The sequence below is a fragment of the Clostridium psychrophilum genome (assembly GCF_018861705.1).
GTDB lineage: Bacteria > Bacillota > Clostridia > Clostridiales > Clostridiaceae > Clostridium_AD > Clostridium_AD psychrophilum.
Window position 1 is genome coordinate 1 of the sequence record NZ_JAHLEC010000014.1, and the last position, 15,752, is coordinate 15,752.

General features: G+C 33.7%; 31 protein-coding genes and 1 pseudogene. All 32 read left to right on the forward strand.

What is annotated here, in order from left to right; translation table 11 throughout:
• The first annotated feature begins 379 nt into the window (after positions 1 to 379).
• The 32 genes and pseudogenes from rpsJ to rplQ all read left to right on the forward strand — a co-directional run bounded on the left by rpsJ (position 380) and on the right by rplQ (position 15,674).
• On the forward strand, positions 380 to 688 hold the full coding sequence (rpsJ, locus tag KPL38_RS04955) for a 30S ribosomal protein S10 (protein ID WP_071614633.1): 309 nt from the start codon (positions 380 to 382) through the stop codon (positions 686 to 688).
• A gap of 120 nt (positions 689 to 808) precedes the next feature.
• A complete protein-coding gene (gene rplC / locus KPL38_RS04960; RefSeq protein ID WP_216287765.1) occupies positions 809 to 1,438 on the forward strand; it encodes a 50S ribosomal protein L3 in 630 nt (209 codons plus the stop codon).
• A 24-nt stretch (positions 1,439 to 1,462) separates the two neighbouring features.
• The gene (gene rplD, locus KPL38_RS04965) at positions 1,463 to 2,083 is read left to right on the forward strand and encodes a 50S ribosomal protein L4 (protein WP_216287767.1); all 621 of its coding nucleotides are present in this window, start codon (positions 1,463 to 1,465) and stop codon (positions 2,081 to 2,083) included.
• A complete protein-coding gene (gene rplW / locus KPL38_RS04970; RefSeq protein ID WP_216287769.1) occupies positions 2,083 to 2,376 on the forward strand; it encodes a 50S ribosomal protein L23 in 294 nt (97 codons plus the stop codon). Before rplD ends, rplW begins: the two co-directional genes overlap by 1 nt.
• 55 nt (positions 2,377 to 2,431) lie before the next feature.
• Positions 2,432 to 3,265: a 50S ribosomal protein L2 gene (gene rplB, locus KPL38_RS04975; protein WP_216287771.1), complete on the forward strand. Its 834-nt coding sequence runs from the start codon at positions 2,432 to 2,434 to the stop codon at positions 3,263 to 3,265.
• 61 nt (positions 3,266 to 3,326) lie between these two features.
• The gene (gene rpsS, locus KPL38_RS04980; RefSeq protein WP_216287773.1) at positions 3,327 to 3,608 is read left to right on the forward strand and encodes a 30S ribosomal protein S19; all 282 of its coding nucleotides are present in this window, start codon (positions 3,327 to 3,329) and stop codon (positions 3,606 to 3,608) included.
• Positions 3,609 to 3,629: 21 nt separating this feature from the next.
• Positions 3,630 to 3,965, forward strand: coding sequence for a 50S ribosomal protein L22 (gene rplV / locus KPL38_RS04985; RefSeq protein WP_216287783.1), 336 nt, complete (start codon positions 3,630 to 3,632; stop codon positions 3,963 to 3,965).
• Positions 3,966 to 3,980: 15 nt separating this feature from the next.
• Positions 3,981 to 4,646 carry a 30S ribosomal protein S3 gene (gene rpsC, locus KPL38_RS04990; protein WP_216287784.1) on the forward strand — a complete coding sequence of 222 codons (666 nt, stop codon included), beginning with the start codon at positions 3,981 to 3,983 and terminating at the stop codon, positions 4,644 to 4,646.
• A gap of 25 nt (positions 4,647 to 4,671) precedes the next feature.
• Positions 4,672 to 5,115, forward strand: coding sequence for a 50S ribosomal protein L16 (gene rplP, locus KPL38_RS04995; protein WP_216287786.1), 444 nt, complete (start codon positions 4,672 to 4,674; stop codon positions 5,113 to 5,115).
• Positions 5,105 to 5,317: a 50S ribosomal protein L29 gene (gene rpmC, locus KPL38_RS05000; protein ID WP_216287788.1), complete on the forward strand. Its 213-nt coding sequence runs from the start codon at positions 5,105 to 5,107 to the stop codon at positions 5,315 to 5,317. Before rplP ends, rpmC begins: the two co-directional genes overlap by 11 nt.
• A 21-nt stretch (positions 5,318 to 5,338) precedes the next feature.
• A complete protein-coding gene (rpsQ, locus tag KPL38_RS05005; RefSeq protein ID WP_216287792.1) occupies positions 5,339 to 5,593 on the forward strand; it encodes a 30S ribosomal protein S17 in 255 nt (84 codons plus the stop codon).
• 37 nt (positions 5,594 to 5,630) lie between these two features.
• Positions 5,631 to 5,999 carry a 50S ribosomal protein L14 gene (rplN, locus tag KPL38_RS05010; protein ID WP_216287793.1) on the forward strand — a complete coding sequence of 123 codons (369 nt, stop codon included), beginning with the start codon at positions 5,631 to 5,633 and terminating at the stop codon, positions 5,997 to 5,999.
• Between the two features lie 17 nt (positions 6,000 to 6,016).
• Positions 6,017 to 6,340 carry a 50S ribosomal protein L24 gene (gene rplX / locus KPL38_RS05015; RefSeq protein ID WP_216287795.1) on the forward strand — a complete coding sequence of 108 codons (324 nt, stop codon included), beginning with the start codon at positions 6,017 to 6,019 and terminating at the stop codon, positions 6,338 to 6,340.
• Positions 6,341 to 6,362: 22 nt separating this feature from the next.
• Positions 6,363 to 6,905: a 50S ribosomal protein L5 gene (rplE, locus tag KPL38_RS05020; protein ID WP_216287797.1), complete on the forward strand. Its 543-nt coding sequence runs from the start codon at positions 6,363 to 6,365 to the stop codon at positions 6,903 to 6,905.
• A gap of 15 nt (positions 6,906 to 6,920) precedes the next feature.
• A complete protein-coding gene (locus KPL38_RS05025; protein ID WP_216287798.1) occupies positions 6,921 to 7,106 on the forward strand; it encodes a type Z 30S ribosomal protein S14 in 186 nt (61 codons plus the stop codon).
• 32 nt (positions 7,107 to 7,138) lie between these two features.
• On the forward strand, positions 7,139 to 7,537 hold the full coding sequence (gene rpsH, locus KPL38_RS05030) for a 30S ribosomal protein S8 (protein ID WP_216287799.1): 399 nt from the start codon (positions 7,139 to 7,141) through the stop codon (positions 7,535 to 7,537).
• A gap of 201 nt (positions 7,538 to 7,738) precedes the next feature.
• Complete coding sequence (gene rplF, locus KPL38_RS05035; protein ID WP_216287800.1) at positions 7,739 to 8,278, forward strand: 50S ribosomal protein L6; 540 nt, start codon at positions 7,739 to 7,741, stop codon at positions 8,276 to 8,278.
• 19 nt (positions 8,279 to 8,297) lie between these two features.
• Positions 8,298 to 8,660: a 50S ribosomal protein L18 gene (gene rplR, locus KPL38_RS05040; RefSeq protein ID WP_216287802.1), complete on the forward strand. Its 363-nt coding sequence runs from the start codon at positions 8,298 to 8,300 to the stop codon at positions 8,658 to 8,660.
• A gap of 17 nt (positions 8,661 to 8,677) precedes the next feature.
• Entirely contained in the window at positions 8,678 to 9,175 is a 498-nt protein-coding gene (gene rpsE / locus KPL38_RS05045; RefSeq protein ID WP_216287804.1) for a 30S ribosomal protein S5, read from the forward strand.
• A 12-nt stretch (positions 9,176 to 9,187) separates the two neighbouring features.
• The gene (gene rpmD / locus KPL38_RS05050; RefSeq protein WP_216287806.1) at positions 9,188 to 9,367 is read left to right on the forward strand and encodes a 50S ribosomal protein L30; all 180 of its coding nucleotides are present in this window, start codon (positions 9,188 to 9,190) and stop codon (positions 9,365 to 9,367) included.
• A gap of 17 nt (positions 9,368 to 9,384) precedes the next feature.
• Positions 9,385 to 9,825, forward strand: a complete 441-nt coding sequence (gene rplO, locus KPL38_RS05055) for a 50S ribosomal protein L15 (RefSeq protein ID WP_216287808.1) — start codon at positions 9,385 to 9,387, stop codon at positions 9,823 to 9,825.
• On the forward strand, positions 9,826 to 11,106 hold the full coding sequence (gene secY, locus KPL38_RS05060; RefSeq protein ID WP_216287809.1) for a preprotein translocase subunit SecY: 1,281 nt from the start codon (positions 9,826 to 9,828) through the stop codon (positions 11,104 to 11,106).
• Between the two features lie 22 nt (positions 11,107 to 11,128).
• Positions 11,129 to 11,782: an adenylate kinase gene (locus tag KPL38_RS05065; protein ID WP_216287810.1), complete on the forward strand. Its 654-nt coding sequence runs from the start codon at positions 11,129 to 11,131 to the stop codon at positions 11,780 to 11,782.
• A 31-nt stretch (positions 11,783 to 11,813) separates the two neighbouring features.
• A pseudogene (locus tag KPL38_RS05070) lies at positions 11,814 to 12,065 on the forward strand (M24 family metallopeptidase); the annotation flags it as partial.
• A 20-nt stretch (positions 12,066 to 12,085) separates the two neighbouring features.
• Positions 12,086 to 12,376, forward strand: coding sequence for an RNA-binding protein (locus tag KPL38_RS05075; RefSeq protein WP_312884158.1), 291 nt, complete (start codon positions 12,086 to 12,088; stop codon positions 12,374 to 12,376).
• 7 nt (positions 12,377 to 12,383) lie between these two features.
• The gene (gene infA, locus KPL38_RS05080) at positions 12,384 to 12,602 is read left to right on the forward strand and encodes a translation initiation factor IF-1 (RefSeq protein WP_216287813.1); all 219 of its coding nucleotides are present in this window, start codon (positions 12,384 to 12,386) and stop codon (positions 12,600 to 12,602) included.
• A gap of 15 nt (positions 12,603 to 12,617) precedes the next feature.
• Positions 12,618 to 12,731: a 50S ribosomal protein L36 gene (gene rpmJ, locus KPL38_RS05085; protein WP_021122033.1), complete on the forward strand. Its 114-nt coding sequence runs from the start codon at positions 12,618 to 12,620 to the stop codon at positions 12,729 to 12,731.
• Between the two features lie 142 nt (positions 12,732 to 12,873).
• Positions 12,874 to 13,242, forward strand: a complete 369-nt coding sequence (gene rpsM, locus KPL38_RS05090; protein WP_216287814.1) for a 30S ribosomal protein S13 — start codon at positions 12,874 to 12,876, stop codon at positions 13,240 to 13,242.
• A gap of 15 nt (positions 13,243 to 13,257) precedes the next feature.
• Complete coding sequence (gene rpsK, locus KPL38_RS05095) at positions 13,258 to 13,650, forward strand: 30S ribosomal protein S11 (RefSeq protein WP_216287815.1); 393 nt, start codon at positions 13,258 to 13,260, stop codon at positions 13,648 to 13,650.
• A 38-nt stretch (positions 13,651 to 13,688) separates the two neighbouring features.
• Positions 13,689 to 14,309, forward strand: coding sequence for a 30S ribosomal protein S4 (gene rpsD / locus KPL38_RS05100; protein WP_216287817.1), 621 nt, complete (start codon positions 13,689 to 13,691; stop codon positions 14,307 to 14,309).
• Between the two features lie 63 nt (positions 14,310 to 14,372).
• Positions 14,373 to 15,320: a DNA-directed RNA polymerase subunit alpha gene (locus tag KPL38_RS05105; protein ID WP_216287818.1), complete on the forward strand. Its 948-nt coding sequence runs from the start codon at positions 14,373 to 14,375 to the stop codon at positions 15,318 to 15,320.
• 12 nt (positions 15,321 to 15,332) lie between these two features.
• Entirely contained in the window at positions 15,333 to 15,674 is a 342-nt protein-coding gene (gene rplQ, locus KPL38_RS05110; RefSeq protein WP_216157237.1) for a 50S ribosomal protein L17, read from the forward strand.
• Positions 15,675 to 15,752 lie beyond the last annotated feature (78 nt).

Consider the following 15,752-nt stretch of genomic DNA (forward strand, 5'->3'; position numbering starts at 1 on the left):
CTAATATTATTATAATAATTTGTAAAGGTAAAATCTACCTTTTAATTTGTAAGACTAACTTCCACTGTTTTATGTATTGGGGTGGAATTTACTTTTGCAATTGAGGAATATAAAATAAATAAAATAAAATTAAAAAAAACTTGTCAAAGCAAACGAAATGTTGTATACTTTAGAAGTTGTATTGTGGTAACAGCGATGAGGTAAGAAGTTGCCGGACTTCCGGGTAATTCTTCACTGAGCATGTCCTGATCTTGAATCGGGCGACGGGGTTCGTGAGTTTGTTCTTTAATTTTATTGTATGAAACACCCGGAACAGTTTACAGAACATCCGCTGTTGCACGTAAGAAGTAAAGCGTGCGATGAAAAGGAGGAAATAATAATGATAAAACAAAAAATCAGAATTAGATTAAAGGCTTTTGATCATAATATATTAGATCAATCAGCTGAGAAAATTGTTCAAACTGCTAAAAGCACAGGAGCTAAAGTAGCTGGTCCAGTACCACTACCTACAGAAAAAGATGTAATTACAGTATTAAGGGCTCCACATAAATATAAAGATTCAAGAGAACAGTTTGAAATAAGAACTCATAAGAGACTAATAGATATCATTAGTCCATCACCTAAAACTGTTGATGCTCTAATGAGACTCGACTTACCAGCTGGTGTAGATATCGAAATTAAACTATAGGCGTACATAGAAGTGCGGTGAAGCGTATATGTGTAATTAATTATGCATAAGTAATAGATTACTATTACTAACTATTATGATCACTATTGTGGTCCGCTAATAAGTAGGAGGTGTATTTTCATGAAAAAAGGAATAATGGGTAAAAAACTTGGTATGACTCAAATATTTGATGAAAATAAAAGAGTTGTTCCAGTAACAGTTGTTGAAGCAGGTCCATGCGTTGTTGTTCAGAAGAAAACTGTTGAAAATGATGGTTACAGTGCAATAAAAGTTGGTTTTGGTGAAATAAGAGAAAAATTAGTTAACAAGCCAATGCAAGGACAATTTGCTAAAGCAGGCACATCTTTAAAAAGATTCGTAAAAGAATTTAGAATGGAAGATACAAGTGCTTATGAAATTGGTCAAGAGTTTAAGGCAGATATATTTGCTGCTGGAGATTTAATTGATGTATCAGGAATTTCAAAGGGAAAAGGATTCCAAGGCTGTATTAAAAGATGGAATCAACACACAGGCCCAATGAGTCATGGATCTAAGTTCCATAGAGCTGTTGGAGCAAGTGGTGCATGTTCAGATCCAGGAAGAACGTTCAAAAACAAACGTATGCCAGGTCATATGGGTAATGTTAGTAGAACAGTAATGAACCTTGTAGTAGTTAAAGTAATGTCTGAAAAGAACATTATATTAATTAAAGGTGGTATTCCAGGACCAAACAAAGGCACAGTTGTAATAAGAAATGCTGTTAAAGCGTAATTCTAAAAGAAAGGAGGATGCAGAATGCTTAAATTAGATTTATTTAATAAACAAGCACAAAAAGTTGGAGATATTGAGCTAAATGAAAATATATTTGCAGTTGAAATTAACACTAATGCTATGCACCAAGTTGTAGTAGCACAACTTGCAAATAAAAGACAAGGAACTCAATCAGCTTTAACTAGAGGAGAAGTACGAGGCGGTGGAATAAAGCCTTGGAGACAAAAAGGAACTGGTAGAGCAAGACAAGGTTCTATTAGATCACCACAATGGATACATGGTGGTATAGTGTTTGCTCCAAAGCCAAGAGATTATCGCGTATCAGTACCAAAGACAATGAGAAGAGTTGCTTTCAAGTCAGCTTTATCAGCTAAAGTAGCTGAAAATGAAATGATAGTAATCGATAGTTTAGAATTTGATTCACCAAAAACTAAAGCAATGTTAGAGGTGTTAAAAGCTTTTGATGCTAAAAAAACTCTAATAGTTGTTGAAAAGTCTGACGAAATTGTTTATAAATCAGCAAGAAACATACCTGGTGTTCATGTAACCCCAGTAAATAATTTGAATGTTTATGACATACTTAAGTATGAAAAGTTTATAGTTACAAAGGATGCTGTATCTAAAATCCAGGAGGTGTATATATAATGAAGCTAACTAGCCATGATATTATAAGAAAACCGATTGTTACTGAAAAAAGTATGGCTGCAATGGCTCTTAAAAAGTACACCTTTATAGTTGATATTCATGCAAATAAAACTCAAGTTAAAAGAGCAGTAGAAGATGTATTTGGAGTTAAAGTTGAAAATGTAAGAACACTAAAGAATATAGGTAAAACTAAAAGAGTTGGAGTTCACATTGGAAAAAGAGCAGACTTCAAAAAAGCTATTGTTACTTTAACAACAGAAAGCAAAACAATTGAGTTTTTTGACGGAATGTAATTATTAAGCATGTATTGGCAGAGGCCAGATAAGCGAAAATAAGGAGGGAAATTAGATGGCGATTAAGAAATTTAGACCCACCACACCTTCAAGAAGAAATATGACTATGTCTGATTTTGAAGAAATAACAACAGATAAGCCTTTAAAATCACTTCTTGTAAGTACAAAACGACAAGGTGGTAGAAATAACCAAGGTAAGATAAGCGTTCGTCACAGAGGTGGTGGAGCAAAACAAAGCTACAGAATAATAGATTTTAAGAGAACTAAAGATGGTATCCCAGCAAAAGTGTCTACAATTGAGTATGATCCAAATAGATCTGCTTACATAGCTCTTGTTGTATATGCTGATGGTGAAAAGAAATATATAATTGCTCCAGTTGGATTAAAAGTTGGAGATGTAATTGAATCAGGTGAAAAGGCTGATATCAAGGTTGGAAATACACTTCCTATAATCAACATACCAATAGGTTCTACAATTCATAATATAGAACTTCAAGTAGGAAAAGGTGCTCAACTTGTAAGATCAGCAGGTTCTTCAGCGCAACTTATGGCTAAAGAAGGAGAGTATGCACAAGTAAGACTCCCAAGTGGTGAAGTGAGATATGTTAGAGTAAGCTGTAGAGCTACTATAGGAACAGTTTCAAATTTAACTCATGACATTGTTAACATAGGTAAAGCAGGAAGAAAAAGACATTTAGGATTTAGACCTTCGGTCAGAGGAGCAGCAATGAATCCAAACGATCATCCACATGGTGGTGGAGAAGGTAAAGCACCAGTTGGTCACGCTAGTCCGATGACTCCTTGGGGTAAACCAAGTTTAGGATATAAAACAAGAAAAACTAAAAAATACTCTGACAAATTTATTGTCAAAGGAAAAAATAGAAAATAGTTTGAAGAGAAATTATTCTCTTCAAAACTATGGTTATTGTGTGTGAAGGGAGGCCATAAAAGTGAGTAGATCAGTAAAAAAAGGACCTTATGTGCAAGAAGTTCTGTTAAAAAGAATAAATGAAATGAACAAAAATGGCGAGAAAAAAGTAATAAAGACTTGGTCAAGAAGTTCTACTATTTTTCCGCAAATGATAGGGCATACTATCGCAGTGCATGATGGAAGAAAACATGTACCAGTTTATGTTTTAGAAGATATGGTAGGACATAAATTAGGAGAATTCGCCTTAACTAGAACATTTAGAGGGCATTTGGACAGAGAAAAAACTACCAAAGTTAAATAGTGTGGAAGGAGGAAACAATCAATGGAGGCTAAAGCAATAGCTAAATATGTGAGAACGTCCTCAATGAAGATGGGGATTGTTCTTGATTTAATAAGAGGAAAGAGTGTAAATGAAGCTTTTCCTATATTACAATTCACTCCAAAAAATGCAGCTGAAGTAATAATTAAAGTACTTAAATCAGCGGTTGCAAATGCAGAAAATAATTTAAACCTAGATATAAATAGATTATATGTAGCAGAAGCCTATGCAGGCCAAGGTCCAACACTTAAAAGATTCAGACCGCGTGCACAAGGTAGAGCTTATAGAATTAGAAAAAGATCTAGCCATGTAACTATAATAGTTGCAGAAAGAAAATAAAAGGAGGGGTATAGCATGGGACAAAAAGTACATCCACATGGTTTTAGAGTTGGTGTAATAAATGACTGGAGTTCTAAGTGGTATGCAGATAAGAAGAATTTTTCAGACAATCTTGTTGAAGATTTTAAGATTAGAAAGTTCTTAAAGAGCAAACTTTATACAGCTGGTATTTCTAAAATTGAAATTGAAAGAGCTGCTAAAAGGGTTAAAATCAACATACACACTGCTAAACCAGGAATGGTTATTGGAAGAGGCGGCTCTGGAATTGAAGTTATAAAACTTGATATGAAAAAAATTGTTACAGATAAAAATGTTTTAATTAACATAGTTGAAGTTAAACAAGCTGAAAACAATGCTCAATTAATGGCAGAAAATGTTGGTTCTCAATTAGAAAAGAGAATTTCTTTTAGAAGAGCAATGAAACAAACAATTCAAAGAGCTATGAGATCAGGAGTAAAAGGAGTCAAAATTGCTTGTGCAGGAAGACTTGGCGGAGCAGAAATAGCTAGAACTGAAAATTACCATGAAGGTACAATACCTTGTCAAACATTAAGAGCTGATATAGATTATGGATTTGCAGAAGCAAATACTGTATATGGAAAGATTGGCGTTAAGGTTTGGGTATACAGAGGAGAAGTTCTTCCTACAAAGAAAACCGTTAAGGAAGAAGTAAAAGCGTAGAAGTGTAAGGAAGGAGGAATAAGACATGTTAATGCCTAAGAGATCTAAACATCGTAAGGTTCAACGTGGTAGGATGAGAGGAAAAGCTACAAGAGGAAACTTTATTGCATATGGAGATTATGCATTACAAGCTTTGGAATGTGGTTGGGTAAAAAGTAATCAAATAGAAGCTGCCAGAGTTGCTATCAATAGATATATAAAAAGAGGCGGAAAGGTTTGGATTAAAATCTTCCCAGATAAGCCAGTAACTGAAAAACCAGCTGAGACTCGTATGGGTTCCGGTAAAGGTTCAGTAGAATATTGGGTAGCAGTAGTTAAACCAGGTAGAGTCTTATTCGAGATTGCTGGAGTAACAGAAGAAGCAGCTAGAGAGGCAATGAGACTTGCTTCACACAAACTTCCAATAAAAACTAAGTTTGTATCTAGAAAAGACTTTGAGGAAATGGGTGGTGAAGTCGTTGAAGGCTAATGAATTAAATGAATTGAGACAAAGTAATCCTCAAGATTTGCTAGTAAAAATGTCTGATTTGAAGGCAGAATTATTTAACCTTAGATTTCAGTTAGCTACAGGGCAACTAGAAAATCCTATGAGAATTAAGCAAGTAAAAAAATCTATAGCCCAAATTAAGACCATCCTTAGGCAAGAAGAGATAAAGGCTTTAGAACAGTAAAACTGAAAGGAGGTTGCTCTTGTGGAAAGAAATAACAGGAAAACAAGAACAGGTAAAGTAGTTTCTGACAAAATGGATAAAACAGTAGTTGTTGCAATAGAAACTAAAGTACGTCATCCGTTATACGGAAAGATAATTAATAAAACAACAAAATTTAAGGCTCATGATGAGAATAATGAGGCAAAAGTTAATGATTATGTTTCAATTATGGAAACTAGACCATTATCTAAAGATAAAAGATGGAGAGTTACTAGCATAGTTGAAAAAGCTAAATAATATTTCAGTTTAACCGACTGAAAGGAGGGTATTCGATATGATACAACAGCAATCAAAATTAAAGGTTGCAGATAATTCTGGTGCAAAAGAAATTATGTGTATTAGAGTATTAGGTGGTTCTCATAGAAAATGGGGAAACATTAGTGACACAGTAGTTGCCAGCGTTAAAAGTGCAACACCAGGTGGAGTTGTTAAAAAAGGTGAAGTTGTAAAGGCAGTTATCGTTAGATCAGTAAAAGGATTAAGAAGAGCAGATGGTTCATACGTTAAATTTGATGATAATGCAGCTGTTCTCATAAAGGACGACAAAACCCCAAGAGGAACTCGTATATTCGGACCTGTTGCAAGAGAATTAAGAGATAAAGACTTCAGTAAAATCTTATCACTAGCACCTGAAGTTCTATAAGATAGGAGGTGTCTAATATGGCAGTTATAAAAGTGCACGTAAGAAAAAATGATTCAGTAATGGTTATTTCAGGTAAAGACAAAGGAAAAATCGGCGAAGTTTTAGCTGTATATCCTAAAAAAGGTAGAGTTTTAGTGAAAGATGTTAGTGTAGTTACAAAACATCAGAAACCAAGCAAACAAAATATGCAAGGTGGAATAACTCACAGAGAAGCACCTATAAATAGTTCTAAGGTTATGCTATATTGTACAAAGTGCAAAAATGTAACAAGAATAAACAGCAAAATTTTAGACGATGGAACTAAAGTAAGAGTTTGTAAGAAATGTGGAGAAACATTTTAATTTCTGAAAGGAGGTTTAACATATGAGTTCAAGGCTACAAGAAAAATATGAAAAAGAAGTAGTTCAAGCTTTAATGGAAAAATTCGGTTATAAAAATATAATGGAAGTCCCTAAGCTTGAAAAGATAGTTTTAAATATGGGAGTTGGAGAAGCTAAAGATAATTCTAAAGTTTTAGATGCAGCCCTTAGTGATATGCAAATCATAGCAGGCCAAAAACCAATTGTAACAAGAGCAAAGAAATCTATAGCTAACTTTAAGCTAAGAGAAAATACTCCAATTGGTTGTAAAGTTACGTTAAGAAAGGCTCAAATGTTCGAATTTGCTGATAAACTAATGAACGTTGCATTACCTAGAGTTAGAGATTTTAGAGGAGCTTCTTCTAAAGCATTTGATGGTAGAGGAAATTATGCTATCGGCATTAAAGAACAACTTATATTTCCTGAAATAGAATATGATAAAGTGGATAAAATAAGAGGAATGGATATAATATTTGTTACTACAGCAAAGACAGACGAGGAAGCAAGAGAGTTATTAAGATTCCTTGGAATGCCATTTGCTCAATAATTAGGAGGTAAACATATGGCACGTAAGGCTTTAATAGAAAAATGGAAAAAAGAACCTAAATATTCATCTAGAGCTTATACAAGATGTAGATTATGTGGAAGACCACATTCTGTATTACAAAAATTTGGTATATGTCGTATCTGTTTTAGAGAACTTGCACACAAGGGAGAAATTCCTGGTTGCAGAAAAGCAAGTTGGTAATTAGAACATTCTAATGAAAGGAGGCACGAAAAATGGTTATGACTGACCCAATCGCAGATTTGCTAACACGTATAAGAAATGCAAATGTTGTTAGACATGAAATAGTAGAAATACCTTCATCAACTATAAAGAAAGAAATTGCAAATATCTTGCTTCAAGAAGGATACATTAAAAATATTGAAGAATATAATGATGGTGTCGTTCCTATGATGAGACTTGCATTAAAATATGGTCAAAACAAAGAAAGAGTTATCACTGGACTTAAGAGAATATCAAAACCTGGTTTGAGAGTATACTCAAAAAATGAAGATATTCCAAAAGTACTAAATGGACTCGGAGTTGCTATAATATCAACTTCAAAAGGATTAGTAGCAGATAAAGAAGCTAGAAAATTAGGCTTAGGCGGAGAAGTTATTTGTTATATATGGTAGTATAACAATTCTAAGACATAACTGTGTTGTTTGTTATGTACATAGTAATAATAGATAATTTACAGAAAATAAAATTGTTATGTGCTTAAGGTTAATATAGAGACTAAACAATTAATAATTGGGTAGTACTTAAAATAAAGATATGAGGCATGGCAATTAATAATTGTTATGTGCCCTGAAAAGAATACAGGAGGTGTAAGTATGTCAAGAATCGGAAGACTTCCAGTAGCTATACCTAATGGAGTAACTGTTACAATTTCACCACTGAATGTTGTTAATGTAAAAGGACCAAAAGGTGAGTTAACTCAAAGCATGAATGCCAAAATGGCTATAGCTTTGGTAGACAATACTGTGGTAGTTACAAGACCAAGTGATGTAAAAGAGCATAGAGCTCTTCATGGTTTGACAAGATCATTAATAAATAATATGGTTATTGGCGTAACAGAAGGATACCAAAAGACACTTGAATTAGTTGGTGTTGGATACAGAGCACAATTAAAAGGTAGTAAAATAACATTAAGTCTTGGATATTCACATCCGGTTATAATAGATGAAGTTGCAGGAATCAAATTTGAGTTACCTGATGCTAATAAGATAATAGTTAAAGGTATCGATAAACAATTAGTTGGTGCTGTTGCAGCAGACATAAGAACTTGGAGAAAACCAGAACCTTACAAAGGCAAAGGAATCAGATATTCTGGTGAAATTGTTAGACGTAAGGAAGGTAAAACAGGTAAATAAGTAGGAAGGAGTGAATGATGTGTTCAAGAAAGACGATAGACAAAAATCAAGAGTTAAGCGTCATCTTAGAGTTCGTAACAAGATTTCTGGTACAGCAGAAAGACCTAGATTAGCTGTATACAGAAGTGAAAAGAACATATATGCTCAAGTTATCGATGATGTTGCAAAAATCACATTAGTTTCTGCTTCAACTATAGATAAAGCTTTCGAACCAAAAGTCGGAAGTAATAAAGAAGCAGCAAAACTAGTAGGAAAGATGATTGCACAGAGATCACTTGAAAAAGGAATAGAAGAAGTAGTGTTTGATAGAGGCGGATATGTGTACCACGGTAGAGTACAAATCCTCGCTGAGGGAGCAAGAGAAGCTGGACTTAAATTCTAAGAGAAGGAGGGAAACACATGAAAATTGATCCTAGCACATTAGATCTTAAAGAAAAAGTTGTTAATATAAACAGAGTTGCTAAGGTTGTTAAAGGTGGAAGAAACTTCAGATTTAGCGCATTAGTAGTTGTTGGAGACGAAGACGGACATGTTGGAGTTGGAATGGGTAAATCTGTAGAAATTCCTGAAGCAATTAGAAAAGGAATCGAAGATGCTAAGAAGAATTTAATAAATGTAGCAATGGTTGGAACAACCGTTCCACATATTATTGATGGTAAGTTTGGTACTTCGGTTATACACATAATGCCTGGTGCTGAAGGTACAGGAATTCTAGCTGGAGGACCAGTTAGAGCCGTTCTTGAATTAGCAGGATTGAAAGATGTTAGAGCTAAGTCTTTAGGCTCTAGTAATGCAAGAAATGTAGTTAACGCTACTATAGAAGGTTTAGCAGGTTTAAGAACAGTAGAAGACGTTGCTAAATTAAGAGGAAAAACTGTAGAAGAAATTTTAAGATAGGAGGGGAAAACCTTGGCTAAAGTTAAAGTTACATTGGTTAAGAGCTTAATAGGTAGAAAGAAAGCACATATCGCTACTGTTAATGCTTTAGGATTAAGAAAAATAAGAAAATGTGTTGAGCACGAGGAAACTCCTCAGATCAAAGGTATGATTAATAAAGTTAGTTATTTAGTTAAAGTAGAACAAGTATAAAATGAGGAGGTGTTGACATGAAACTTCATGAGTTAAGACCTGCGGAAGGTTCTAAAAAATCTCGTAAGAGGCTCGGTAGAGGTACTGCTACTGGACAGGGAAAAACTGCAGGAAGAGGTCAAGATGGACAAAACTCTAGATCAGGTGGTGGAACAAGACCAGGATTCGAAGGAGGTCAGATGCCTTTATACAGAAGATTACCTAAAAGAGGGTTTACTAATATTTTTGCGAAAAAATATTCTTGTATAAATGTAGATAGACTTAATATATTCGATAATGGTACTGAAATTACACCAGAATTATTACTAGAGAGAAGAGTCGTAAGAAAATTAAACGACGGAATTAAGATACTTGGAAATGGTAAGTTAGAAAAGAACTTAATCGTAAAGGTATCTAACATATCTAAGGGAGCAGCTGAAAAGATTGAAGCAGCTGGAGGAAAAATTGAGGTGATATAATTGTTATCAACCCTACGTAATTCCTGGAAAATTCCTGATTTAAAAAAACGTATGATTTTCACACTACTTATGGTTGTAATTGTTAGAGTAGGTATTTTCATTCCTGTTCCCGGTGTGGATGCTAGTAAGTTAGTAAGTTTAACTAGCAATGGAGGTACATTATTTAGTTTTTATGACATGCTTTCAGGTGGTGCATTTAGTAAGTTTAGTATATTTGCTATGGGTGTTGGTCCATACATAAATGCATCAATTATAATGCAGTTACTAGTAATTGCAATCCCATATTTAGAGCAACTTTCTAAAGAAGGACTTGAAGGACGTAAGAAAATACAGGATTATACTAGATATGCTTCAATAGTACTTGGTGTGTTACAAGCATTTGGTATGTATGCAATTATTGCAGGTACAGGAGCATTTTCAGATAAATCAAGTCTAACCATATTTTTAGTGGTATTAACAATGACCACTGCATCAACATTTTTGGTTTGGATAGGTGATCAAATCACAGGTAAAGGTATTGGTAATGGTGTATCATTAATAATCTTTATTAATATTATATCTGCATTACCTTCAACAGCATATAAAATTGCTGGGCTTCAAAAGGCAGGCACTGTAAATTTTGTAGAGGTTATAATGTTTATCGTAGTTGCTATGGCTTTACTAGTATCAGTAGTAATAGCAAGTTTAAGCGAAAGAAGAATTCCAGTTCAATATGCTGGTAAAGCTATCGGCGACAAAGTTTTTAAAGGACAATCAACACATATTCCAATCAATGTAAATGGATCTGGAGTTATCGGTATAATTTTTGCAATGTCAGTAATGACATTCCCAGCAACAATAGCACAACTTAAACCGACATCTGCAATTGCAAAATTCATTACTGGAAGTCCGTGGAGCATATTTGAGACAAATAGTTGGAAATACTCAGTTGTGTATGCAATATTGATAGTATTTTTTACATGGTTTTATACTCAGGTAACTTTTAAACCAGATGAAATGGCTGAAAATATGTCTAAATCATCAGGATTTATACCAGGTATTAGGCCAGGTGAGAATACTGCAAGTTACATCGATAATGTGCTTACTAAGATTTCAATAATTGGAGGATGTTTTGCAGCTGTTATTGCTCTATTTCCTATAATTGTAGAGGGATATACTCAATTTAAAGGGATATACTTTGGTGGCACAATGTTGCTTATTATGGTAAATGTTGCTCTTGAAACTTTAAGACAACTTGAGTCACAGTTAGTAATGCGTCATTATAAAGGATTCCTTAAATAAATTATTACCAGGAGATGGTACTATGAGAATGATCTTGTTAGGTCCCCCGGGAGCCGGAAAAGGAACGCAAGCAAAATCCATAAGCAATAAGTTTTCCATACCACATATATCAACAGGGGATATATTCAGAAAGAATATTTCAGAAAAAACCCCTCTTGGAATTGAAGCTAAGAAACATATTGATAAAGGTCATTTAGTACCTGATAAATTGACTATAGATATAATTAAGGATAGGTTAAATAATGAAGATTGCAAAAACGGATTTTTATTAGATGGTTATCCTAGAACTGTTAATCAAGGTGAAGCGTTAAAAGCTTTGTTAGAAGAAGATGGCAATAGCCTTGATATAGCATTATTAATTAAAGTTCCTAGAAAATTCATTCTAAACAGAATGACTGGTAGAAGAGTTTGTCTTTCATGTGGTGCTAGCTATCATATTACATTTAATCCTTCAAAAGTTGAAGGAAAATGTGATGTGTGTGGATGTGATCTTGTGCAAAGAGCTGATGACACTGAAGACACTGTTAATGAACGAATAGATGTCTATGAAGCTCAAACACAACCATTGATAAAGTACTATGATGACAAAAACTTATTATCAGCAGTTGATGGGACACTCGAAATTAATGAAGTATTTGAAAGTATCTGTGGTATCTTAGAATCAATAAAAAAATAGTTAACATAAAATAGATATGGAAATTTAATATATGAGAAATGTGGGTAATGTGGTTGTAGAAGCTCTTGCAATAATTGAGCGGGGAATAAAACCTGGAATAACCACTGCAGAACTAGATAAATTAGCTGAAGAGTTCATAATAAAACAGGGTGATAAACCATCTTTTAAGGGTTATTATGGATTTCCAGCTTCCATATGCACATTTGTTAATGAAGAAGTGGTTCATGGAATTCCAAATAACCGGATTTTACTTGAAGGAGACATAATTAGCATAGATTGTGGTCCTGAAATATTAACTTTGAGGTGAATAATTTGGAGAAAAATAGCCTTGTAGGTAAGGTAGTACATTCTAAAGCGGGAAGAGATATGCATAAAGATTTTATTGTAGTAGGTATACTGAATAAAGAGTATGTGTATATTTCTGATGGAGAGTTAAGAAGGATAGAGAAACCTAAAAAGAAGAAGGTTAAACATCTGAAATTTACTGACACAGTAGCTGAAGAAATTAGAGATATAATTTTATCTAAAAAACAGGTTACTAATTCTAAAATTAAAATATTTTTGCATTCTGCAGATATTGGTAAGGAGGTTTGATTACCTTATGTCAAAAGATGATATAATTGAAATGCAAGGTGTGGTAGTAGAAACTTTACCCAATGCAATATTTCAAGTTGAGCTTGAGAGTGGGCAAAAAATATTAGCTCATATTTCAGGAAAATTAAGAATGAATTTTATAAGAATACTACCAGGTGATAAAGTTACAGTAGAACTTTCCCCATATGATTTGACTCGTGGGAGAATAACTTGGAGAGATAAATAATAAGGAGGGTTAGCTATGAAAGTAAGACCATCAGTTAAACCTATGTGTGAAAAATGTAAAGTTATAAAAAGAAAAGGAAGAGTAATGGTTATCTGTGAAAATCCTAAGCATAAGCAAAAACAAGGTTGATTGGTTTTATTTACAAACAATATTAAGGTAAATGTTATTTGTAAAAATTAATATATTAATAATATATTGCTATTGCATCGTTTTATTAGGAATAGATGTGATAAGATTATAACAATAATTACATGGGAGGTGTAAACAGTAAATGGCAAGAATAGCAGGTATTGACCTACCAAGGGAAAAAAGAGTTGAAATAGGTTTAACATATATATTCGGAATAGGTTTATCGAAATCACAGGGAATCCTTAAATCAACAGGTGTAAATGCTGATACAAGAGTTAAGGACTTAACTGAAGAAGAAGTTAATGAATTAAGAACATATATTCAAAAAAACTTTATGATTGAAGGTGACTTAAGAAGAAGAGTTGCTTTAGATATTAAAAGGTTAATGGAAGTTGGATGTTATAGAGGTATAAGACATAGAAAAGGTCTACCAGTAAGAGGACAAAAAACTAAAACTAATGCAAGAACAAGAAAAGGCCCTAAGAGAACAATGATGGGTAAGAAGAAATAGTAAGGAGGGAATAAAATGGCTCAAAAAGTTAAAAGAAGTAGAAGAAAAAAAGAAAGAAAAAATGTTGAGCATGGTTGTGCACACATAAAGTCTACTTTCAATAATTCCATCGTTACACTTACAGATGTAGCTGGTAATGCTTTATCTTGGGCTAGTGCAGGTGGATTAGGTTTCAGAGGATCAAGAAAAAGTACTCCATTTGCAGCTCAAATGGCAGCAGAAGCTGCTACAAAAGCAGCTATGGAACACGGATTGAAAAGTGTTGATGTATTTGTAAAAGGACCAGGAGCAGGTAGAGAAGCGGCTATTAGATCACTTCAAGCTGCTGGATTAGAAATTACATTAATCAAAGACGTTACACCAATCCCACATAATGGATGCAGACCACCAAAGAGAAGAAGAGTATGATTAATTTAATACTATAGTAAATAGGAGGTGTAATTTGAATGGCAAGATATACTGGAGCTACTTGTAGACTTTGCAGACGAGAAGGTATGAAGCTTAACCTTAAGGGTGATAGATGCTTTACAGATAAATGTGCATTTGCCAGAAGAGGCTATGCACCAGGACAGCACGGACAGAGTAAGAAGAAAATGTCCAATTATGGATTACAATTAAGAGAGAAACAAAAGGCTAAGAGAATATACGGAGTACTTGAAAGCCAATTTAGAAGATACTATGAAAAGGCTGATAAGTTAAGAGGTATAACAGGTGAAAATCTATTAAAACTTTTAGAAGTGAGACTTGATAATGTAGTCTACAGATTAGGTTACGGAAATTCAAGACAAGAAGCTAGGCAACTAGTAACTCACGGACATTTCTTAGTTAATGGTAAAAAGGTAGATATTCCTTCTTACAGTTTAACAGCAAATGAAGTGGTATCTGCATGTGAAAAGAGCAGAGCTACTGAGAAGTTTAAGGTTTTCCTTGAAAATCCTAAAACTTTACCAAATTGGTTAGAAGCTAACGTAGAGAAATTTGAAGGAAAAGTTTTAGCACAACCAACTAGGGAAGATATAGATGTTCCTGTTAATGAGACTTTAATCGTCGAGTTGTACAGCAAATAGTCATTGATATAGAATCAGTTGCCCTCATAATAGGTTGCCAATTAAAAAAGAGGAGGGTTTATTATGTTAGAGATAGAAAAGCCAAAAATAGAATGTGTAGAAACAGCAGAAGATGGTTCTTATGCTAAATTTGTGATTGAACCATTAGAAAGAGGTTATGGTATAACTTTAGGTAATGCATTAAGAAGAATTCTTCTTTCTTCATTGCCTGGAGTTGCTACAACTGCAGTTAAAATTGACACAGTACTTCATGAATTTTCAACAGTTAAGGGTGTTAAAGAAGATGTTACAGAATTAATTTTGAACATCAAAGCATTAGCATTAAAAATGACTGGAGAAGGTCCTAAAACAATTTATATTGATGCTAAAGGACCTGGAGTAGTAACTGGAGCAGATATTAATACTGATGGTGATATAGAAGTTGTTAATGGTGATTTACATATAGCTACATTAGATGATGATGCTAAACTATATATGGAACTAACGGTTAACAGAGGTAGAGGATATGTTTCTATGGCTAAAAATAAGACAGAAGAACTACCTATAGCCACAATACCAGTAGATTCAATTTACACTCCAGTTAAAAGAGTAAATTTTGCTGTGGAAAACACTAGAGTAGGCCAGATTACTGATTATGATAAATTAACTATTGAAATTTGGACTAATGGAACAATTAGGCCAGATGAAGCTATTGGTTTATCAGCTAAAATACTTATCGAACACTTTAAGTTATTTATGACATTAACAGATCATGCTGATAATGTTGAAATAATGGTTGAAAAAGAAGAAGATAAGAAAGAAAAAGTTCTTGAGATGACTATTGAGGAACTCGATCTTTCAGTTAGAAGTTATAATTGCTTGAAGAGAGCTGGAATTAATACAGTTCAGGAACTAACAGAAAGATCAATGGATGATATGATGAAGGTTAGAAATTTAGGTAAGAAATCACTTGAAGAAGTTGAACAGAAACTTCAAGCTTTGAGTTTGAACTTAAAACTAACTGAAGAGTAAGGAGGGAAATACATGGCAATGTATCGTAAATTAGGCCGTTCCACTGATCAAAGAATTGCAATGTTTAGAAGTCTTGCAACTAATTTGTTGAAGTATGGTAAAATTGAAACTACAGTAACTAGAGCAAAAGAAACTAGAAAGTTTGCTGAAAGAATGATAACTCTTGGTAAAAGAGGAGATCTTCATGCTAGAAGACAAGCACTTTCATTTATTACTGAAGAAAGCGTTGTTAAAGATTTATTTGATAATATTGCACCCAAGTATGCTGAAAGAAATGGCGGTTATACTAGAATTATGAAAATGGGTCCAAGAAGAGGCGACGCAGCAGAAATGAGTATAATAGAATTAGTATAGTTTGAGCAAAGGGGATTAAGTGAGAACAAACTTAATCCCCATTTTATTATTTACAATTAAGCTAATTTAGAAAGAACA